Below are 20,066 nucleotides of genomic sequence, written 5' to 3' on the forward strand. Positions count from 1 at the left end.
CACTCTCCGCAGTGAAACCCCTTCCGCCATGCGGGGGTGGCGCGGCGGAAGGGGCCGCTGTGAAGCGGGAGGAACAGGCACTCTTGCCTGCACCGTTACTGTGCCAGTAAACCAATAAAGTGTGGCTTTGCCGCAATTCTCCATATGCGTGCATTAAATTGTATTGTTTGCGCGGGGAACCTCGAGCGGTCGCCGATTGTTTCTCATCGCGCGGCAAGGGACTTCGATAGATGGAAAAGCATTTCACCAAGATCGCCAACTGGGTCGCTCATGTAGCCGGCCTGCCGCTGACATTTGCCGTCTGCTGCCTGATCGTCGTCGTCTGGGCGATGACCGGTCCGTTCTTCGGCTTTTCGGATACCTGGCAACTGGTGATCAATACCGGCACAACCATCATCACCTTCCTGATGGTGTTTCTCATCCAGAACACCCAGAACCGCGACGGCGCAGCGATCCAGGCCAAACTCGACGAACTGATCCGGGTCGGCAAGGGCCACAACCACTTCATCGGTATCGAACACCTGACCGAATCCGAAGTCGAGGAAATCCGCGAAAAATGCGAGCGTGCGGCGAAGCGGCATGACGAGAATATCGCCGCCATGGCGGCCAAGAAGGCCGTGGAGCAGAAGCGCGGGTCGAAAAAGCACGCGGCCTGAAGATCAGCCTTTCATGAACGCCGCGAACGACTCCTTGTAGTCCGGGTGCCAGCGCGAGAGGGCAGGGCGGTTTTCGATGATGTCGCCGATCGCCCACGCCATGCGCTTCTCATCCAACGGCCGCGCCGCCTCATTGTCCGGGCACAAGATGTAAAAGTCGCCCCTGGTCAGCGATTCCAGCATGAAATCAATGACCTGTTCGCCGGTCCAGGCGCCGGCCGGTTTTTCCGTCGCGCCTTCGGTCAGGCCGGTATAGGTGAAGCCGGGGATCAGCAGATGGGCTGCGACATGGGCGCCGGGTTCGTTGCGTAGTGCATGCGCCAAGCCTTCGGTGTAGGTCTTCACCGCGGCCTTGGAGACATTGTAGGCGAGGTTGCCGGGCGGCGTGGTGATGCCTTGCTTGGAGCCGGTGTTGACGATCAGGCCTGGCTTGGCCGAGGCCAGCATACGCGGCGCGAAGGCCCCGACGCCATGCACGACGCCCCAGAAATTGATGTCCAGCAGTCGTTTCCAGGCATTGCGGTTTTCCCAGGGCTTTCCGGGATTGTCGCCGACGCCGGCATTGTTCATCAGCAGCGACACATCGTCGAAGGCGCCGAACGCCCTTTCGGCGAGGCGGTCCACCTCATCCGCCTTCGAAACGTCGGCGGCGACGGCAAGCACGGCATCATCTCCGGCAATCGCGGCGACGGCTCGCGAGGCGTCGTCAAGGCGCGCGCCGCCAATGTCGGCCAGCACGATCTTCATGCCCATCAACGCAAGCCGCTTGGCGGCCGCAAGACCGATGCCGCTGGCGGCGCCAGTGATGACGGCGGCGTTGCCTCGGCCAAGCGCGGGCAGGACTGTCTGGATCTCGGCGTCGGTCATCATGGGCGATGGTTCCTTCTTTCGATGGCGCCGAACTTAGCGCCCGAACGGGCTTGCGCAAGCCTCTGATCGCCCTGTTTGGGTTGACCAGTCCGGTCGAGGCTGCGCATGTTGTCCCGGCAAAAGGAGCTTTTGCCCGGGGCAAACGGAGATTTCCTGATTGACGGACTGGGTCGCAATTCTCAGGGAACAGACCACCATCGGTGACCAGATGGGGCGCGAGGTGCCGCAGATGCTGGCCAACCCCGACATCAGCGAAGCCCAGGTGAAGACGCTGTTCTCGGCGTTGGAAAAACAGGCCGAGTTCGTCGAGAAGCTGCGCATGGCGCTGGAAAAGTTCGGCCATGATTTTTCGATCATCAAGGCGGCGGAACAGCTGGAGGAGCGCTATGCCGACCTTGCCGCATCGGTGGCGGAGAAACTGAAAGCGATGCGCAAGTAGAGACTACTTTTCGAGCACCCGTGCGAAACGCGTATCCGGAACGAGCCATATCGTTGCGACCAGCACATACAGTGCGACGCCGATCCACTGGCTGGCGAAGGTCAGCACGACGGCTACGACGTAGATAGCCAACGAGATCTTTCCCTTGCGGTCACGGCCCAATGCCTTGGCAAAGGCGGTGTCGTTGCCGTGCAGGCGATGCAGCGCGGCGGCCAAAATCGTATAGGCGATGGCGCACAGCACCAAGTCGATGCCGTAGATGGCGACCGGCACCGGCGCAAAGTGGTTCTCGCCCATGAAGGCCGTCGTCGCCGGTATCAGCGACAGCCAGAACAGCAGGTTGAGGTTCGCCCACAGCACGCGGCCGTCGACACGCTGCACGGTGTGGAACATGTTGTGCAGGTTGTTCCAGTAGATGCCGACATTGATGAAGGACAGCACGTAGCAGAAGAAGACCGGCCACAATGGCAACAAGGCTGCGACATCCTCGCCATGCGGCACTTTCAGCTCAAGCACCATGATGGTGATGATGATGGCCACGACGCCATCGGTGAATGCCTCGACCCTGCCTTTGCCCATAAGTCCTCCCTCCTCCCGGCACAGGTTACGGTACGAAATCCAAAGACGCCATCTCTCGAATGGAGTGCTCAACAGCGAGCTTGTCGCTCGGGCAACGCTCACCGTGCCGTCAGGAGACCTGCCTGCCGGCCGGAACGTCGCGGATGAACGTGCGTTAAGATCGCGATCCCCGAAACCGGTAATGAGGTTGACCCATGGCCATTCGCTATTTGGCCCGTACGCACAATGAAACTCGCAGCGATGCGCTTGCAATCCCGGCGATCGCCGCGATGATTGCGGTGCTGTTTGCCGGCAGCACCGTGCTGACGCCGCTCTACATCATCTACAAGCAGCAATTCGGTTTTTCACAGATCACGCTGACGCTGATCTACGCGGTCTATGTCGTCGGCAACCTGGCGGCACTGCTGATGCTGGGCGGCGTCTCGGATGTTGTCGGGCGCCGGCCCGCGAGCCTGGCGGCCATGCTTGTCGCCATCATCAGCGCCGTTGTCTTCCTATTTGCCGGAAACGTCGTCTCGCTGGGCATGGCCCGCATTCTGAGCGGGCTCGGCATCGGGGTTGGCGCGGGGACCGGAACCGCATGGATTGCCGAGCTTCTTCCGGGCGCGGACAAGTCGCGCGCCAGCGTCATCGCCACCAGCACGAATTTCCTCGGCCTCGGTCTTGGCGCCTTGATTTCAGGACTTCTGGCTGAGTACGAGCCATGGCCGTTGCGGCTGGTCTTCATCGTCTATCTGGCGGCACTCGCGGTGGTGACGATCCTGGTCTGGCACACCCGCGAAACCGTTGCGAAGCCGGGCGGCCTCAAGCACGTTTCCATCCGGCCGCAACTCTCCGTCCCGGAGGATATCCGCGCGCGCTTCGTCGCGCCGGCGGTCACCGGCTTTGGCGCCATGGCGCTCGTCGGCTTCTATGCGGCAGTGGCGCCGAGCATATTGGCGCAGCAGCTTCATGAGACCAACCACGCCGTCGCCGGCGCGCTGTTCTTCGAACTGGCGATCGTCACCGCGATCAGCATCGTGGTTCTGATGCACATGACGAGCAACAAAGCCATGCTGGCCGCGCTGGCATTGATGATCCCAAGCGTCTTGGCGGTGGTGGCGGCGCAAATACTGGCTTCGCTGGCGTTGATGATCGCGGCGACAGCCTGCTGCGGCGTGGCGGCGGCGCTCGGCTACCGTGGTGGCCTGCAGGTGGTAAACGAGATCGCGCCGCAGGATCGCCGTGCGGAGGTGGTGTCCAGCTTCTTCATCTGCTGCTTTGTCGGCAATGCCTTGCCCGTCATCGGCATCGGCATCGTTTCGACCTACGCAAATTCTATCGCCGCAAGCCTGGCCTTCGCCGGCATGATCATCATATTTGCGGTGGTGGCGCTGGCCTTCGGGTTGAAACACAGGCGTTGAGACGAGGCGACGCTCGGGCTCAGCCGTTCGGCATTTCGGGCGCCATGTTGGCGCGCTGGCGCGGCACGCCGAGCCCGGTATCCGGTGGCTCGCCGGCAGCCGGCCTGTTCTCGATCATGTGCAAGGTGCGCCAGCCGCCGAAGCGGTAGTAGGCCGCTGCCAGAACCAGCGAGGTGATCGAGCCGGCCGGAAAACTCCACCACAGCGCCTCCTCACCGAGCACGCCGCGCATGGAATAAGCAAAGCCGGTGCGTACGACCAGCACCGAGATCACCAGGATGATCAACGGCGGCATCACGGCGCCTGTGGCGCGCACCGTGGCAAACAGCACGATGGTGACACCGAACAGGATGAACGACCACGACGCGATGGTGTTGACGTGGCTGGCGATGTCGATCGCAGCGCTATCGCTGCTCAGGAACAGGCTCAGCACCGGGCGGTCGAAAACGGAAAGCACGGCAACCAGTGCGCCCGTCAGGACCAGGTTGAAGCCGACCCCGGACGCCGCGATGCGGCCGATCCGGTCCCAGCGCCCGGCGCCGACATTCTGCGCCGCCATCGAGGAAACCGCGGCACCGATGGCGAGCGCGGGCATCTGGATGTAGGTCCATAGCTGCGCGGCGATGCCGTAGGCGGCAGCGACTTGCGAACCGTAGGAATTGACCATGCCCATCACCGTTAGCGCTGCTGCCGAGATGACGATCATCTGCAACCCCATCGGAACGCCCTTGAAGACGACGATGCGCAGCAAGGTGGGGTCGGGCCGCAGCAAAGCGAGATTGGCGCCGGCCAGCCGCAGCGGATGCTTGCGCACGTAGAGCACGATGAGGATGGCGATCACACTCACCGTCTGGCCAATCAGCGTGGACGTAGCGGAGCCGGCGATGCCGAGTTCGGGAAACGGCCCGATGCCGCGGATGAGCAGCGGGTTGAGGACGATGTCGAGGACGACGGCCAGCGCCATGAAGAAGAAGGGCGTGCGTGAATCGCCGGCACCGCGCAGCACGGTCATGACGAAGGACAGAAGGTTCATCATCGGCACGGCGATGAAGATGATGCGCAGGTAGGAACGGGCGAGCGGCAGGGCGTCGGCGGGCGTGCCCAGCGCGCCCAGGATGGCGTCGACCCAGATCCAGCCGCAGACCGCGAAAACCACCGAGACCAGGAAGAAAAAGGTGGCGCTGGTGCCCACGATGCGGCGCGCCTCCGGCAGGTCGCGGGCGCCGACCGACTGGGCCACCAGGATGGTCGCCGCCATGCCGATGCCGAACACCGTGCCGAGGATCAGGAACAGGACGAGGTTGGCATTGGAGGTGGCGGTCAACGCCGATTCGCCGAGGAAACGGCCGACCCAGACGGCGTTGATCGATCCGTTGAGCGACTGCAGCACGTTGGAGCCGAGCACCGGCAGTGCGAACAGCAGAAGCGTGCGCGCAATCGGCCCGCTGGTCAGGTCGCCGGTGCGCCGGCGCGAGGGCATTATTTCGTCCATGTCGGGCAACTCGGCGAAGGTTTATCTCAAGTCCGGTCCACGATGATCGCCGATTCCACGGGACAGGTCATGCTTGATACAATCATTTTCTCAAAACTCCAGGAATGGCATATTGATCCCTGGTACCTGGGCTGCATTCCTGCTGATCTTGGATAGCCGGGGGGCATGTCCCGATGTGCGCCGGTCTTCGTGCGTCCAATCCGTCGGCCACGGCAAGATCAACGCGGTGTCGAACAGGACGGCCGAGCCGATCGATGCGGGGCGAACCGAGGGAATGCGGAGATATTGAACCAAGCCTTCGCGATCTGCTCAGGCGGACGCGCTCGGCGCGCCCGCCCTTGTGTTGTCGCTACTTCTTGGCAAGACCCGGCAGCGTGACTTGGTAGACCAGGAACATGGTGTCGACATCGGCGCCGTCCTCGGCCTTGTAGGGCGCGCCGACCTGGAAGCCGTCCTGGGCGAGGAAGTCGTTATCGTTGGCGACGAACAGGAAATAGTCGTCGGGCAGTTTCGGATCGAGCGCGCTGACCACCGACATCGCCTCCCACTTCTCCGACAGGTTGTTCCTGTTGTTTGGCGCACCGTTGTGCAGGCCGAAGCGGCCGAGTTCGGCAGTGTCGTTGATGTCGATGAACGGCGTCAGTCTTGCCGGCGTCACCGACGGGTCGAGCAGGCCCTTAGGCGCCAGCGGCTTGTCGGCGGCATCGAAGGCGCCGCCGGCAATATCGGTCGCGGCCGAGACGTCGACGACGAAGATCTGGCGCACCATTGAGGTGTCGCCTTTCACGCCTTGGCCGTTGCCGCTGTCGCGCGCCAACATCAGGAAGACCTGATCCGACAATGCCACGATCTCGCTTTGCGCCGCGATCTTGGTCTTGCCCTTGGCATCCTTGAATACCGGCAGCGGCACGACATACTCATGCGCCAGCTTTAGGTGGGCGAGGTCGGAAGCGTGATAGACCAGCGCCCTTGTGTTCTGGCGGGTAGAGGCGGAATCGCCGCCGTCTTGCCTTGCCGCCGACTGCAGCACGGCGATCAGGAACTTGCCGTCGGGCGTCATAGCCATGCCTTCGAGGCCCTGGTTGTTCTGGCGGCCGGTGTCGGGATCCTTCGGATCCGGCTCCGCGGCACCCGGGCCGGGATTGTCGGAGGCGAAGTTCGGCGCGCCGTGGCGCATCGGCACGAGAGCGGCGGGCGGCTGGGTCGCCGACAGCAGATGTCCGTCGGCGGAGAACCGGTAGATGTTGGGGCCGTATTCGTCCGAGATGAACATTGTGCCGTCGGGCAGGCGCGCGATCGCCTCGTTGTCGAGCGCCAGCTTGCCGTTGGCTTCGGGCAGGATCGGCATGTCGCCGCTTGATGCGCGCACGCCGTTGAGCGGATCGAGGCCGGTGGCATTGGCGCCCTTGTCGTCGGTGAGAAGCATGGTGTCGGCAAGCGTTGCCTTGACGCCTGTCTGCTCCTGGCCGGCAGCCGGTGCGGTGCCTGGTGCTGCCGGGGTAAACTCGATCCCGATCGTGTTGAGGCGCGGCCGGTAGTCGGTGGTGCCGACGACATTGTAGCCGCGGTCCGGCAGCAGCCAGAGCGAGCCTTTGTAGCGGCCTGCATCACGCGTCCAGCTGGTGGTATCGATCGACATGCCGGAGCCTGAGCCGAAGGTCTCGCCGAACTTGTCGCGCTGGGCGGCCGGGATGCGGCCGACGCCGACCAGTCCCTTGTTGACGAGGCCGCCGATCGTCGCGGTGCTGTCGGCGAGAGCCGGCGTCAAGGCGGTGAACAAGGCCAGCGCGACGCCGAGCGACGCGGTTCGGTGCAGGTGTTTCATGGATGAACCTCTTTGAGACAGATGAGCCGAAGCGGCCGCAGGACGAAAAGCTGCAAGAGGTGCAACGATGATGCCGCGCGCTCCCGAAACGCGGTCTACGGCGCGAACATGATGCTTGCGTGACAGCGCACGATGCTTCGCCAGGCTCTGGCCGACGGCCGACATCTCGAATGCGCAGTCCTCGCACGAGACTTGTCATTCCCGGACATTCATGGAATTGGCCGAGGCTGGCGAGAAGCCGGTTGACCGAACGCGTCGATCGAAGCGCACAGCATCAATCGCTGTCGCGCGCCACCAGCTCCAGCGGCCAGACCTCGCGCATGATTCGCGGACCATCCGGGCCGGCGAAGCCGGGCAGCGACGCCAGCAGCATTTCGGCGAGCCGCTGTCCCATCGGCTCCAGCGCCGGGCGGAAAGCGGTCAACGCCGGCGAGAAGTAGCGGCAGAGCGGCGTGTCGACGATAACGGTCACCGCCATGTCGTGACCCGGCCTGATGCCCATCTCGGCCAGCGCCTTGCAGCCGCCAAGCGCCATCGCGTCATTGTTGAAGATGATGGCGGTCGGCGGGTCCTTGGAGCGCATCACCTGCGGCGTCACTTCGTAGCCGGCAGCCTCGTTGATGAAGCCGGAAGCAATCAACCCGGGGTCGACCTCGATGCCATGCCGCCGCAAGGCCTTGCGGTAGCCGGTCAGGAACAGATAGCCGAAATTGAGGTCGAGCGACGGGCGTATGGCGGCGATGCGGCGGTGGCCGCGCGCCACGAGGCGGTCGACCGCATCGGCTCCGGCCTTTTCGAAATCGAGGTCGAGGGAAGGGTAGGACTTGGCTCCGGAGCGGCTGCGCCCGAGCGTGGCGAATGGGAAACCGACCTGGGTGAGATAGTCGATGCGCTCGTCCTCGCGCCGCGTCCAGGCCAGCACCACCGCATCGGCCCGGCGCGTCTCGACGACACGGCGCAGGCGCTCCTGCTGGTAGTCGCCGGGAGCGCCCATCACCACGATCAGGTCGAGCCCGCTTTCGGCGAGCCTCGCCTGCAGCCCGATCAGGAGCGGAATGAAGAACGGCTCGCCATATTGCTGGTCGCCCGGATGTGGCTGCATCATGAAGGCGATCGAATGGGTGGCGCCTTGCCGCAAGCTGCGGCCGGATTGGTTCGGCGAGTAGTTGAGTGTCCTTGCCGCTTCGAGCACGCGCTGGCGCGTGTCGGCATTGACGTCGGCGCGGCCGTTGAGGGCGCGCGACACCGTGCCGATCGAAATGTTCAGGTGACGGGCAAGGTCGTGAATGCTGGATGCCAAGTGACTGTTCTCCCCCTTGCCTGGCTAGCACCGGCAGCCGCCGAGGCCAAGACGACAAGACGATTTTCGCGAGCGACCAATTGACATTCTACGCCTTCGGGTGTGTTCTCGTAAACGTTTACGGAAAAACGTTTACGGCCATGCCGTGAATGCCGTGACGATCGGTCTGGAGGGACCGAGAGGGAGGAGTACTGGATGGTCAATGTCGTCCTGGTCGGTTGCGGAGCCATGAGCAAGGCCTGGCTCGATGCCGCGCGGCAGATCGACCAGCTGGCTATCGTCGGCCTTGTCGACCTCGATGCCGACAGGGCGCGAGCGAGGGCGCACGAATACGATCTCACCGGTGCCGTCATTGGAACCGATCTCGACGCCGTGCTCGACCAGACCCGGCCCGACGCGGTATTCGACGTGGTGGTTCCCGCCGCCCGGCGACAGGTCGCGCTTTCCGCCTTTGCCCATCATTGCCATCTGTTGACGGAAAAGCCGCTCGCCGACACTCCTGAGAATGCGCGGGCCATCGTCAAGGCCGCTCGCCAGGCGGGGCGCATCCATGCCGTCGTCCAGAACCGCCGCTATGTCGCCAATGTCAGGCGCATCCGGAGGTTCCTGGACTCCGGCGCCATTGGTGCCGCCACCAGCATTCATGCCGACTTCTTCGTCGCGCCGCATTTCGGCGGCTTTCGCGAAGAAATGGCTCATGTCCTGCTGCTCGACATGGCGATCCACACTTTCGATGCCGCCCGCTACATGGTCGCCGGCGAGCCGGCCGGCGTCTATTGCCAGGAATGGGAGCCGGCCAATTCCTGGTACCGGCAGGGATCGTCGGCCAGCGCGGTCTTCGATCTCGGCGGTGGCAGACTGTTCACCTATGCCGGCTCATGGTGCGGCGCCGGTTTACGCACAAGCTGGGAGGGCAGCTGGCGCATCGTTGCCGAGCGCGGCAGCCTCATTTGGGACGGTCATGACGTGCTACAGGCAGAGGTCGTGGCGCCGGGCCGCGACGGCCTTTTCGACAAAACCCAGCCAATCAACGTGCCGCCGCTCGATCCCGCCGACCGCGTCGGCGGCCATCTCGGCATCATCCAGGATTTCATCCGCGCCATCGAGACCGGCACCGAGCCGGAGACGCGCGGCGCCGATAACATCAAGAGCCTGGCCATGGTTTTTGGCGCCATCGAGAGCGCCGAAACCGGCCGCCGGGTGACGATCGCAGAGGACCCACAATGACGCTAAACCCGCTTCTCGACATCAGGATCGGCACCATGGTGCGGGCCAACCTCGACGACCCGGCGGCCTACATCAAGGCAATCCTGCCGCTCGGTTTCGAGAGCATCCAGCCCTTCTTCTGGCAGACGCTGGGCGGCAAGGACTTGCCGCGCCTTGCCGGACAGATCCGAGAGACGATCGGCGATGCCGATGTCACCGTGTCCTCGCTCGGCGTGTTCGGCAATCCGCTCGAGAGCGGCGATGTCGACCGCGGCGTGCTCCAGGCTTGGGAAACGGCGATCGACAACGCGCATCTGTTCGGCACGTCGATGGTCAGCGGATTTACCGGCCGCTTGCGCGGCAAGCCGCTGACCGACAGCCTGCCGCGCTTCAAAGAGGTCTGGGGACCGCTGGCCAGGCGCGCCGCCGACAAGGGCGTGCGCATCGCTTTCGAGAATTGCGCGATGGATGGCAACTGGGCTCAAGGAGACTGGAACATCGCCCACAATCCCGACGCCTGGGAGCTGATGTTCAACGAAGTGCCCGACGACAATCTGGGTCTCGAATGGGAGCCCTGCCACCAGCTTGTCTATTTGATCGATCCGATGCCGCAGATCCGCAAATGGGCGCCGCGCATCTTCCACGTCCATGGCAAGGACGCGACGGTGCGCTGGGATGTCATCCGCGAGCATGGCGTGTTCGGCCGGCTGCCGTTCGTGCAGATGCGCACGCCGGGCTTCGGCGACAGCGACTGGACGCGGGTGATCAGCGAATTGCGGCTGGCCGGCTACAAGGGCGCCATCGACATCGAGGGCTGGCACGATCCGGTCTATCGCGGCGATCTTGAGATCACCGGGCAGGTGCGGGCGCTGGAATATCTGAAGCAATGCCGGGGAGGCGCCAGCTACCTGCCGAATCCGGTGTGAGAGCAGACCGGCGGGGGGAGCCAGCCGGAAAGTCTGCTGGATACTGCCGGAACGAATGTTGAAAACCCTCGGATTGCGAGGACAAAAGGGAGGATAAGTGCATGAGCATCGCGAAGAGAAAGACACTTCTGCGCTCGACCGTCGTGGCTGCCGCCACGGCGCTTTGCGCCACAATTTCCACCTTGCCCGCACAGGCGCTCGACGCCCAATGGTGCAAGGATGTCCACATCCGTTTCTTTGTCGGCGGCGCCGAGGGCGACGCTTTCGGCACCATCGTCTACAATGGCGCCAAGCAGGCGGCGGCCGATCTCGGGCCGAAGGTCGACTACATCTTCTCCGGTTGGGACATCGAAAAGATGGTGCAGCAATTGCGTGAAGCGGTCGCGGTCAAGCCCAACGGCATCGCCATGATGGGTCATCCGGGAGATGCGTCGATCATGCCGCTCGCCGAACAGGCGCATAAGGACGGCATCAAGATGATGTACCAGAATGTGCCAGTGCCGACGGTGACGGCGGCGTTCGGCGGCGGCTATATCGGCGCCCAGCAGGAGCAACAGGGCCGCGCGCTCGGCGCCGAGGCGTTCAAGCTGGGCAAGCTCAAGGCCGGCGACAAGGCGATCATGATCGGCCCATTCGACAACGAGAACCGCGGCGCGCGCGAGCGTGGCACGGTCGCAGCGCTCAAGGAGGCCGGCGTGAAGGTCATCCAGCTGTCTTCGCCGCCGAGCGGCGAATGGGCGTCCGACCCCAATCTGGCGATCCCGGTGATCACCGCGGCCCTGCTCAACAATCCCGATGTCAAGGCGGTCGGCTATCCCGGCGGGCAGATGCTCGGCAATGTTCCGACATACATGCAGGCGGCGGGACGCAAGGCGGGTGAAATCTTCAACTTCGGCTTCGACACCAGCCCTCAGATCGTCGAAGGTTTCAAGGGCGGCTGGGTGCAGCTGACGGCCGACCAGCAGCCGTTCCTGCAAGGCTATCTGCCGATCCTCAGCCTCTGCCAGCAGGTGGTGCTCGGTCTGGCGCCAATGAATGTCGACACCGGTGCCGGTTTCGTCACGCCCGACAATTACGAGATCGTCGCCGAGCTTGCCAAGCAGGCGCTGCGCTGACCTCCCAAGCCGTGCGCCGGGATCAAGTCGGGCCCCCGGGACCGCTGGCAAAGCCGGCAAGAGACAACCAAGTGAGGATCGCCATGGCCGAACGGATCATCGAACTGCGCGACATCAGCAAATCCTACGGTCAGGTCTATGCGCTGGGCGGGGTTAATCTCAGCGTCGACCGCGGCGAGGTGGTCGGCCTGATTGGCGACAATGGCGCCGGCAAGTCGACGCTGATCAAGATACTGTCGGGCGTGGTCAAACCGACCAGCGGCGAAATCCTGGTGCGCGGCAAGCCGGTGACCGGATGGAGTGCGGCACGCTCGCGCGATGCCGGTATCGAGACGGTGTTCCAGGACCGGGCGCTCGCCGTCCAGCAGACGATCGTGCGCAACATCTTCATGGGCCGCGAACTCACCGGATTCATGGGCTTTTTGAAGGTCAACAAGGAGATCGAGGAAGCGAGCCGGCTGATGCGCGAGATCGGCTTCACCTCGAAAGTGTTCACGCCGCACTCGATCGTCGGACAGCTGTCGGGAGGCGAACGCCAGGGCGTGGCGATCGCACGCGCCATCTACAAACAGGCGGAGCTGATCATCCTTGACGAGCCGACGACGGCGCTGTCGCTGACCGAGACCGCCAAGGTCTTCCATTTCGTGCGCCAGGTGCGGGCGAGCGGCCGCTCGATCCTGTTCATCGGCCACAACATCCACCATGTCTTCGACATTGCCGACCGCTTCGTGGTGATGGACCGCGGCAAGGTGGCGCTGACCGCCGATCGGAGCGAGGTCAAATCGGCCGAAGACCTCATCAACTTCATGGAAGACGTGGCACACCCGGGCGGATTGGCCGGACTGCACGATGCCGGCGACGCGGAGCAGAGAGCACGATGAGCAAGACCATGGAACCCGATCTGCACGAACCGGCGGCCGGCATTCCTCGCCCCAGTCCCCAGAAGGAGTGGAAGCACCCATCCGATCACTGGATGCGGGGGTTCATCCTCGACAACCGCGCTTCGCTTGGCACGCTCGGCGTGTTCATCATCATGATGGCGGTGTTCATGGTCGCCAACCCGACTGTCTTCACCACCTGGTATCTCTACCGTTCAGTGCTGACGACGCTGCCGGTGGCGCTGTTCGTGGTCGTGCCGCTGGTCTTCGTCGTCACTTGCGGCGAGATCGACCTGTCGTTTCCGGCGACGATGGGTTTTGCTTCCTGGGTCTTCGCGCTGGTCGTGCAGGCCGGCTACGATCCGTTCCTCGGTATCATTGCGGCGCTGATCACCGGCTTGCTGCTTGGTTTCCTCGTCGGTTCGCTGGTGGTCTATGGCGGTCTGTCGTCGCTGATCGCCACGCTTGGCATGAATTTCCTGCTGCGCGGCCTGATCCAGATCATCAACGAGGGCAAGTCGATGGCGCTGACCAGCCTTGCCGACAGCTGGGCCTACACGATCTTCTCCGGCGAGCTCATGGGCATTCCGGTGCAGATATTCTGGGCCATCGCCTTTGTCGTGCTGTCGGCGATGCTCTACAACCGCCATCGCTTCGGCGCGCAGGTGAGAGTAGTCGGCGACAACCCCGACAGCGCCCAGCAGATGGGCATCGACGTCAAGCGCGTGCGGGTGAAAGTGTTCGTCTTCGTCGGCATCGGAGCGGCGATCGCGGGGACCTTTTCAGTGATGATCAACTTCACCTGGTGGCCGACAGCCGGCGACGGCTATCTGCTGCCGGTGCTGGCATCGGTGTTCGTCGGCGGCACGCCGACCTGGGGCGGCATCGGCACCGTGGTCGGCGGCGCGATCGGCGCGGTCACCGTGTCCTTCATCCAGACCGGCGTCGTCGCGGCGGGCCTGAGCGGCTTTTATGTCCAGTTCTTCAACGGCCTGATCATCATCCTGTCACTGCTCGGCCATAAGTGGAACCAGGCGCGGTATAGGTGAGGGGCTGTTTCGTTGGCGGACAGCAAGCCTGACGATTGGCGCAGACGCGCATCATTTCGTCATCCTCGGGTCTCCGCGACGTCGCTTCGCTCCTGCTCCGCCCGTGGATGACGAAGATGGGGGCTTCCGCCAGAGAATGGTAGGACGATGGGGCAAGCGGACGCTCACACCGCCGCGACGAACCCGTCCAGCACGCGTTTCTGGCCGGCCTTGTCGAAGTCGATGGTCAGCTTGTTGCCTTCGATAGCGGAAATGTTGCCGTTGCCGAATTTCTGGTGGAAGACGCGGTCGCCGACACTGAAGGCGGACGGCTTGTCGGCGACGGACTTGGCTACCAGCTCGCCGTCGATGGTGCGGCCCTTGACCGAGGTGCGGCCAGCGCCGTAGCCGGAGTCCGTTTCGCCATAGCCGATGCGTTCGACCTGATGGCCGGAGCGCGAGCCCCAGTTGCGATCGGTCGCCTCGGTGCGGTTGGCCTGCGCGCGCTGCCAGCCCGGCGTCGCATAGGTGTTGGAGAAGGCGCCGGATTTTTCGGTGTCGGCGCCGACATTGTCGAAGCGCGAGGCGCCATAGGGGTTTTGTCTTCCCGCGCCTTGGCCGCCGCGGCCGGAGGCAAAAGAACCGCCGCCATAGGAATTGCCATAGCCGCCATAGGAGTTGCCGCTTTCGGCGACCTCGACATGGGCGTTCGGCAATTCTTCGAGAAAGCGCGATGGGATCGTCGATTGCCACAGGCCGTGGATGCGGCGGTTGGAAACGAACCACAGATGCAGGTTCTTCTTGGCGCGCGTCAGGCCGACATAGGCGAGCCGCCGCTCTTCCTCCAGCCCGGAGCGGCCGCCTTCATCGAGCGCGCGCTGGTGCGGGAACAGGCCTTCCTCCCAGCCGGGCAGGAAGACGGTCTCGAATTCGAGGCCCTTGGCCGAATGCAGCGTCATGATGTTGACGGCGTCAAGCTCGGCATTCTGCTCGGCGTCCATGACCAGCGCGACATGCTCGAGGAAGGAGCGCAGCGATTCGTACTCCTCCATCGAGCGGATCAGCTCCTTCAGGTTCTCCAGCCGGCCGGGCGCTTCGACCGAGCGGTCGTTCTTCCACATGTCAGTGTAGCCGCTCTCTTCGAGAATGGTCTCGGCGAGTTCGGTGTGCGGCGTGGTTTCCAGCGCCTTCTGCCAGCGCTCGAAATTGGCGGCCACTTCGCGCAATGCCGCGCGCGGCTTCGGCTTCAACTCGTCGCTTTCGGCGAGTTTTGCCGCGGCTTCCAGCATCGGGATGCGGAGCGCCCGGGCGGTGTCGTGGATCTGCCGGATAGTGGCTTCGCCCAGGCCGCGCTTCGGCACGTTGACGATGCGTTCGAAGGCGAGGTCGTCGGCACCCTGCGCCACCACGCGGAAGAAGGCCAGCGCATCGCGGATTTCCATGCGCTCGTAGAAGCGCGGGCCGCCAATGACACGGTAGTTGAGGCCGAGCGTGACGAAGCGGTCCTCAAACTCGCGCATCTGGAAGGAGGCGCGGACCAGGATCGCCATGTCGTTGAGATTGTGCTTTTGGCGCTGGTAGGCCTCGATGGTCTCGCCGACGGCGCGGGCTTCCTCCTCGGAATCCCAGGCGGCGTGGACATGCACCTTGCCGTCCTCCGGCTCGTCGCGGTCGGTGAACAGCGTCTTGCCGAAGCGGCCCTCATTGTGGGCGATAAGATGGGAGGCGGCACCAAGGATGTGCGCGGTCGAGCGGTAGTTTCGCTCCAGCCGGATGATGGTGGCGCCGGGAAAATCCTTGTCGAAGCGCAGGATGTTGTCGACCTCGGCCCCGCGCCAGCCATAGATGGATTGGTCGTCGTCGCCGACGCAGCAGATGTTTACGGTGGCGCTGCGCTGATATCCCTCCCCCTTGAGGGGAGGGTGGCCGGGCGAAGCCCGGTCGGGTGGGGTCCTCGCGGCAGTGCTCGACGTTCTGGAGGTGCCTTCTGCGGCGACCCCCTCCGCCCGCTTCGCGGGCACCTCCCCCTCGAGGGGGGAGGACTGCGGCCGCTGCGCCAAAAGCCGCAGCCACATGTACTGGGCAGTGTTGGTGTCCTGATACTCGTCGACGAGGATGTATTTGAAGCGCTTGTGATATTCCTTCAGCACATCCGGATTGGCGCGGAAGATGCGGATCGGGTGGCACAGAAGGTCGCCGAAATCGCAGGCGTTCAGCGTCTGCAGCCGCGCCTGATAGGCCTTGTAGAGTTCGCGGCCCTTGCCGTTGGCGAAGGCGCGGGCGTCGCCCTCGGCGATGTCGGCCGGGCCTTGCCCCTTGTTCTTCCAGCCGTCGATCATCTGGGCGAACTGCTTGGCCGGCCAGCGCTTGTCATCGAGGCCCTCGGCCTGGATCAATTGCTTGATCAGCCGCACGACATCGTCAGTGTCGAGGATGGTGAAGTCGGATCTCAATCCGGCGAGTTCCGCATGGCGGCGCAGCAGCTTGACGCCAATCGAGTGGAAGGTGCCGAGCCAGGGCATGCCCTCGACATTGCCTTCGCCGATCAGGACGCCGATGCGGATCTTCATCTCGCGCGCGGCCTTGTTGGTGAAGGTCACCGCCAGGATCTGCGAGGGGAAGGCCTTGCCGGTGGCAAGGATGTGAGCGATGCGGGTGGTCAAGACGCGGGTCTTGCCGGTGCCGGCCCCGGCCAGGACGAGAACCGGACCTTCGGTGGTTTCCACAGCCAGCCGCTGTTCCGGGTTGAGCCCCTTCAGGTAGTCGGGCGCATTGTTGTGGCCGCTGCGGGCGGCCATGGCGCGCGCGGCAATGCCCGACGGGGCCGAAGGCCGCGCATTGGGTTCGTCGAAAAAAGGCATGTCTTCGGAAAAGCCGGACATTGCCCCGAATGTAGTGATTCGGGAGCGAAAGACCAGAAGTGTCTACGTTTTGTTCCGGTAAAGTGCCTGATATCGCCGTTCAGGCCTCGCGGTAACCGAGAGCGACGAAAGATGGATGTCCGAACGAGCGCACCTTGTCGCTTATCACGGCGCCGAGACTGCTGGAAAACCCTGATGCAGGCAAGATGGATTTCTACCTCGGCGTGTGCTGCGCGCTTGACAGGCGCGCGGGGCAGGAGAAAGTGTGCCCAGGGCAGGAAGGTAACGCCGGTTGCCCAGGGCCGCGTGTGAGAGCGCGCAACAGTCGAAGGAGTATCATCTTGGCTGTCACCACCACCTCCCTCATTCTCCTGCTCATCGGCCTGGCGCTCGGCGGCGGCGGCATCTGGTTGGCGTCGATGGGCGGCAGCTGGTATTACATCATAGTCGGCCTCGCCTTCCTGATCACAGCCTGGCTGCTTTACCGGCGCAGGTCCACCGCGCTGTGGCTTTACGCGGCGATCGTGCTCTGCACGCTTGCCTGGGCCGTCTGGGAGACCGGGTTCGATTGGTGGGAACTGGGCCCCCGCGGCGGCATCATCGTGCTGGTGGCGCTTTGGCTGCTGACGCCGCGGGCGAGACGGGGCCTTGCCGGTCCCGATGCACGCGCGCCGCTCATTCTTGCCGTGCTGGCATCGCTTGCCGTCGCCGGCTACTCGATGACGGCAGATCCGAAAGACATTGCCGGCGAACTCGGCACCGACAAGGTGATCGCGAACGCCAACCTCGGCAATGATGTGCCGGCCGGCGAGTGGCACTATTACGGACGCACGCAGTTCGGCCAGCGTTATTCGCCGCTCGACCAGATCACGCCGGACAATGTCGCCAAGCTGCAGCCCGCGTGGACCTACCGCACCGGCGACGTCAAGGGACCGGACGACGTCGGCGAGACCACCTATCAGGTGACGCCGCTGAAGATCGGCGACACGCTCTACATCTGCACGCCACACAATTTCGCCATCGCCATCGATGCCGCGAGCGGCAAGGAGAAATGGCGCTACGATCCCAAGGTCAAGCTCGACAAGGACCGCCAGCACCAAACCTGCCGCGGCGTGTCCTATTATGCCGATGCGGCCATCGCCGCCGGCCAGCCGTGTGCTGCCCGCGTCTACCTGCCGACCTCGGACGCCCGGCTGATCGCGCTCGATGCCGCCAACGGGCAGATCTGCCCCGCCTTCGCAGAGGGCGGCACGCTGAACCTTTTGACCAACATGCCCTATCCGAAGTCGGGCTATTATTACTCGACCTCGGCGCCGCTGATATCAGGCGGCAAGATCATCGTCGGCGGCGCGGTCAACGACAATTATTCGACGCAGGAGCCGTCGGGCGTCATCCGTGCCTACGACGCTGCCACCGGCAAGCTGCTGTGGAACTGGGATTCCGGCAATCCGGACCAGACGACGCCACTGGCGGCCGGCCAGACCTACACCGCCAACTCGCCCAACATGTGGTCGACGCCGAGCGCTGACGAGAAGCTCGGCCTGCTCTATGTGCCGCTTGGCAACCAGACGCCGGACCAGCTCGGCGCCGGGCGCAGTGACAATGTCGAGAAGTTCTCGTCGTCGATCACCGCGCTCGACCTCAACACCGGGCAGTTGCGCTGGGTGCGGCAGACCGTCCACCACGATCTCTGGGACATGGACGTGCCGGCGCAGCCGAGCCTGATCGACATCACAAAGGCAGACGGCACGGTGGTGCCGGCGCTGGTCGGGCCGACCAAGCAGGGCGACCTCTACGTGCTCGACCGGCGCACAGGCGAGCCGGTGATCGCGGTCAAGGAAGTGCCGGCACCCGGCGGCGCCATCGAGGGCGACCATACGTCGCCGACGCAGCCGGTGTCGGATCTTACCTTCAATCCGAAGCCGCTTACCGGCGCCGACATGTGGGGCCTCACCATGTTCGACCAGCTGGCCTGCCGGATCGAATTCCAGGCCCTGCGCTATGAAGGCCGCTACACACCGCCTTCCGTCCAGGGCTCGCTGATCTATCCCGGCAATTTCGGCACCTTCAACTGGGGTGGCGTCGCTGTCGACCCGGTCCGGCAGGTGATGTTCGGCATGCCGACCTACCTGGCCTTCAAGTCGCAGCTCATTCCGCGCGACCAGGTGCCGCCGCCGGACGAGGGTCGCGGCAGCGAGCAGGGATTGAACCGCAACGAGGGCGCGCCCTATGCGGTGGTGATGGGGCCGTTCCTGTCGCCGCTCGGCATCCCTTGCCAGGCGCCGCCCTGGGGCTATGTCGCCGGCGTCGATCTCAGGACCGGCACCATCGCCTACAAGCACCGCAACGGCACCGTCTACGACATGACGCCGCTGCCGCTGCCGCTGAAGGTCGGCGTGCCTGGCATCGGCGGGCCGATGATCACCGCCGGCGGCGTCGCTTTCCTGGGCGCCGCGGTCGACGACTATCTGCGCGCCTATGACCTGACATCGGGCAAGCAGCTGTGGCAGGCACGGCTGCCTGCCGGCGGGCAATCGACGCCGATGACTTATACGGTGGCCGACGGCCGCCAGTTCGTGGTCATAGTCTCCGGCGGCCACGGCTCGGTCGGCACCAAGCCGGGGGACTATGTGATGGCCTACGCGCTGCCGAAGTGAGGGTGGCGCAACCCATGAGCTAGCCGAGCCCCAGATGGCTTTTCAGGCTGGGTACCGATCCGAGTATGCGGTTGGTGAGGTCAGGGCCGGCGGCGGCTTCGGCTTGCTGGACCAGCGTTTCGCCGGCCTTCTGGATCTGAGCCAAATCGAGCCCGGACGCCTTGAGCGCCGCGAGGCCGTTGACCAGCGCGCCGGCCTTTTCGCCGAGAACCCCGCCAAGCGCGCCTTGCAACGACGACAGGAACCCGCCACTACCGCCAGCCGGAGCGGGGGCCATGACATCATACTGGTGGGCGAGGTCGTCGGCGCCGGGGATCTTGGCGAAAAACGCCGAGGCGCTGGTGCCTTCCGCCTCATGTTCGAGCACCGAGAAGATGGTGCCGACGACTTTCTCCGTCGTCGCCTGGTCGAGGCCCGCTTTCTGCGAGACGGTGTTGACGATATCCTGGACGTTCATGGTCTCACCTCAACCTTGGGTTTCGCGTTTGTAGAGCGGTTCCGGTCACGGCGGACGCAGACCAAAGATCGTCTGCCCGCATCCACAGCCGCCGAGAGTAGTGCCGGAGCCGTAGCGGCGGCAAGGACGATCGTGCTGGCGAGGATCGGGTGAGGCATGGTCATTGCTCGCTCCTTTCGGGTCGGGACGCGTGAAGGCATGCCGGTCAAGGTGCCATCGATAGCGGACAGCTTCTTTCACTATTGTGGCAGCGCCAGCAGGATTATCGCCGATGGCCAAGAAGTGATGACATGGACGCCCGCGGCGCCAGCCTTGCCGGCCTCACCTGCGCGACCGCGAGTATGCGCTCGACTGGATCATGCCGGCTCGGTCCC

16 protein-coding genes are annotated in these 20,066 nt (G+C 64.2%); 9 read left to right on the top strand and 7 right to left on the bottom strand.

Going from position 1 to position 20,066, the window contains the following annotated elements; genetic code table 11:
* The first annotated feature begins 230 nt into the window (after positions 1-230).
* Complete coding sequence (locus NKJ01_RS10000) at positions 231-656, top strand: low affinity iron permease family protein (protein WP_352604145.1); 426 nt, start codon at positions 231-233, stop codon at positions 654-656.
* Between the two features lie 3 nt (positions 657-659).
* Here NKJ01_RS10000 and NKJ01_RS10005 read toward each other — a convergent pair whose 3' ends face one another.
* Positions 660-1,526, bottom strand: coding sequence for an SDR family NAD(P)-dependent oxidoreductase (locus tag NKJ01_RS10005; RefSeq protein ID WP_352727628.1), 867 nt, complete (start codon positions 1,524-1,526; stop codon positions 660-662).
* A 157-nt stretch (positions 1,527-1,683) separates the two neighbouring features.
* On the opposite strand from NKJ01_RS10005, the gene NKJ01_RS10010 reads away from it, so the two are divergent.
* Positions 1,684-1,965 carry a hypothetical protein gene (locus tag NKJ01_RS10010; RefSeq protein WP_352727629.1) on the top strand — a complete coding sequence of 94 codons (282 nt, stop codon included), beginning with the start codon at positions 1,684-1,686 and terminating at the stop codon, positions 1,963-1,965.
* A gap of 3 nt (positions 1,966-1,968) precedes the next feature.
* On the opposite strand, the gene NKJ01_RS10015 is transcribed toward NKJ01_RS10010, so the two are convergent.
* Positions 1,969-2,544, bottom strand: coding sequence for a TMEM175 family protein (locus NKJ01_RS10015; RefSeq protein WP_352727630.1), 576 nt, complete (start codon positions 2,542-2,544; stop codon positions 1,969-1,971).
* A 194-nt stretch (positions 2,545-2,738) separates the two neighbouring features.
* On the opposite strand from NKJ01_RS10015, the gene NKJ01_RS10020 reads away from it, so the two are divergent.
* Positions 2,739-3,947, top strand: coding sequence for an MFS transporter (locus NKJ01_RS10020; RefSeq protein WP_352727631.1), 1,209 nt, complete (start codon positions 2,739-2,741; stop codon positions 3,945-3,947).
* A 19-nt stretch (positions 3,948-3,966) separates the two neighbouring features.
* Here NKJ01_RS10020 and NKJ01_RS10025 read toward each other — a convergent pair whose 3' ends face one another.
* The 3 genes from NKJ01_RS10025 to NKJ01_RS10035 all read right to left on the bottom strand — a co-directional run bounded on the left by NKJ01_RS10025 (position 3,967) and on the right by NKJ01_RS10035 (position 8,564).
* Positions 3,967-5,439: an MATE family efflux transporter gene (locus NKJ01_RS10025; RefSeq protein WP_352727632.1), complete on the bottom strand. Its 1,473-nt coding sequence runs from the start codon at positions 5,437-5,439 to the stop codon at positions 3,967-3,969.
* 349 nt (positions 5,440-5,788) lie between these two features.
* A complete protein-coding gene (locus NKJ01_RS10030) occupies positions 5,789-7,264 on the bottom strand; it encodes an esterase-like activity of phytase family protein (RefSeq protein ID WP_352727633.1) in 1,476 nt (491 codons plus the stop codon).
* 274 nt (positions 7,265-7,538) lie between these two features.
* A complete protein-coding gene (locus tag NKJ01_RS10035; protein ID WP_352727634.1) occupies positions 7,539-8,564 on the bottom strand; it encodes a LacI family DNA-binding transcriptional regulator in 1,026 nt (341 codons plus the stop codon).
* Between the two features lie 195 nt (positions 8,565-8,759).
* Here NKJ01_RS10035 and NKJ01_RS10040 point away from each other — a divergent pair, with 195 nt between their 5' ends.
* The 5 genes from NKJ01_RS10040 to NKJ01_RS10060 all read left to right on the top strand — a co-directional run bounded on the left by NKJ01_RS10040 (position 8,760) and on the right by NKJ01_RS10060 (position 13,738).
* The gene (locus NKJ01_RS10040; RefSeq protein WP_352727635.1) at positions 8,760-9,791 is read left to right on the top strand and encodes a Gfo/Idh/MocA family protein; all 1,032 of its coding nucleotides are present in this window, start codon (positions 8,760-8,762) and stop codon (positions 9,789-9,791) included.
* Positions 9,788-10,696, top strand: a complete 909-nt coding sequence (locus NKJ01_RS10045; protein WP_352727636.1) for a sugar phosphate isomerase/epimerase family protein — start codon at positions 9,788-9,790, stop codon at positions 10,694-10,696. Before NKJ01_RS10040 ends, NKJ01_RS10045 begins: the two co-directional genes overlap by 4 nt.
* A gap of 101 nt (positions 10,697-10,797) precedes the next feature.
* Positions 10,798-11,811 (top strand): substrate-binding domain-containing protein, encoded by a 1,014-nt coding sequence (locus NKJ01_RS10050; RefSeq protein WP_352727637.1) that lies wholly within the window; start codon positions 10,798-10,800, stop codon positions 11,809-11,811.
* A gap of 83 nt (positions 11,812-11,894) precedes the next feature.
* Positions 11,895-12,692 (top strand): ATP-binding cassette domain-containing protein, encoded by a 798-nt coding sequence (locus NKJ01_RS10055; RefSeq protein ID WP_352727638.1) that lies wholly within the window; start codon positions 11,895-11,897, stop codon positions 12,690-12,692.
* A complete protein-coding gene (locus tag NKJ01_RS10060) occupies positions 12,689-13,738 on the top strand; it encodes an ABC transporter permease (protein WP_352727639.1) in 1,050 nt (349 codons plus the stop codon). Before NKJ01_RS10055 ends, NKJ01_RS10060 begins: the two co-directional genes overlap by 4 nt.
* Positions 13,739-13,902: 164 nt before the next feature.
* Here NKJ01_RS10060 and NKJ01_RS10065 read toward each other — a convergent pair whose 3' ends face one another.
* Complete coding sequence (locus tag NKJ01_RS10065) at positions 13,903-16,599, bottom strand: ATP-dependent helicase (protein ID WP_352727640.1); 2,697 nt, start codon at positions 16,597-16,599, stop codon at positions 13,903-13,905.
* 320 nt (positions 16,600-16,919) lie between these two features.
* Here NKJ01_RS10065 and NKJ01_RS10070 point away from each other — a divergent pair, with 320 nt between their 5' ends.
* Complete coding sequence (locus NKJ01_RS10070; protein ID WP_352727641.1) at positions 16,920-19,235, top strand: glucose/quinate/shikimate family membrane-bound PQQ-dependent dehydrogenase; 2,316 nt, start codon at positions 16,920-16,922, stop codon at positions 19,233-19,235.
* Between the two features lie 19 nt (positions 19,236-19,254).
* Here the strand turns inward: NKJ01_RS10070 and NKJ01_RS10075 are convergent, their stop codons facing one another.
* Positions 19,255-19,692, bottom strand: coding sequence for a hypothetical protein (locus tag NKJ01_RS10075; protein ID WP_352727642.1), 438 nt, complete (start codon positions 19,690-19,692; stop codon positions 19,255-19,257).
* Between the last annotated feature and the right edge of the window lie 374 nt (positions 19,693-20,066).

It is taken from the genome of Mesorhizobium sp. M0276, from assembly GCF_040321755.1.
Classification (GTDB): domain Bacteria; phylum Pseudomonadota; class Alphaproteobacteria; order Rhizobiales; family Rhizobiaceae; genus Mesorhizobium.

Excerpts from the sequence above, each read along its gene's own strand:
- NKJ01_RS10000 (WP_352604145.1), top strand. The coding sequence starts at position 231 with ATGGAAAAGCATTTCACCAAGATCGCCAACTGGGTCGCTCATGTAGCC.
- NKJ01_RS10005 (WP_352727628.1), bottom strand. The coding sequence starts at position 1,526 with ATGATGACCGACGCCGAGATCCAGACAGTCCTGCCCGCGCTTGGCCGA.
- NKJ01_RS10015 (WP_352727630.1), bottom strand. The coding sequence starts at position 2,544 with ATGGGCAAAGGCAGGGTCGAGGCATTCACCGATGGCGTCGTGGCCATC.
- NKJ01_RS10020 (WP_352727631.1), top strand. The coding sequence starts at position 2,739 with ATGGCCATTCGCTATTTGGCCCGTACGCACAATGAAACTCGCAGCGAT.
- NKJ01_RS10025 (WP_352727632.1), bottom strand. The coding sequence starts at position 5,439 with ATGGACGAAATAATGCCCTCGCGCCGGCGCACCGGCGACCTGACCAGC.
- NKJ01_RS10030 (WP_352727633.1), bottom strand. The coding sequence starts at position 7,264 with ATGAAACACCTGCACCGAACCGCGTCGCTCGGCGTCGCGCTGGCCTTG.
- NKJ01_RS10040 (WP_352727635.1), top strand. The coding sequence starts at position 8,760 with ATGGTCAATGTCGTCCTGGTCGGTTGCGGAGCCATGAGCAAGGCCTGG.
- NKJ01_RS10045 (WP_352727636.1), top strand. The coding sequence starts at position 9,788 with ATGACGCTAAACCCGCTTCTCGACATCAGGATCGGCACCATGGTGCGG.
- NKJ01_RS10050 (WP_352727637.1), top strand. The coding sequence starts at position 10,798 with ATGAGCATCGCGAAGAGAAAGACACTTCTGCGCTCGACCGTCGTGGCT.
- NKJ01_RS10055 (WP_352727638.1), top strand. The coding sequence starts at position 11,895 with ATGGCCGAACGGATCATCGAACTGCGCGACATCAGCAAATCCTACGGT.
- NKJ01_RS10060 (WP_352727639.1), top strand. The coding sequence starts at position 12,689 with ATGAGCAAGACCATGGAACCCGATCTGCACGAACCGGCGGCCGGCATT.
- NKJ01_RS10065 (WP_352727640.1), bottom strand. The coding sequence starts at position 16,599 with ATGTCCGGCTTTTCCGAAGACATGCCTTTTTTCGACGAACCCAATGCG.
- NKJ01_RS10075 (WP_352727642.1), bottom strand. The coding sequence starts at position 19,692 with ATGAACGTCCAGGATATCGTCAACACCGTCTCGCAGAAAGCGGGCCTC.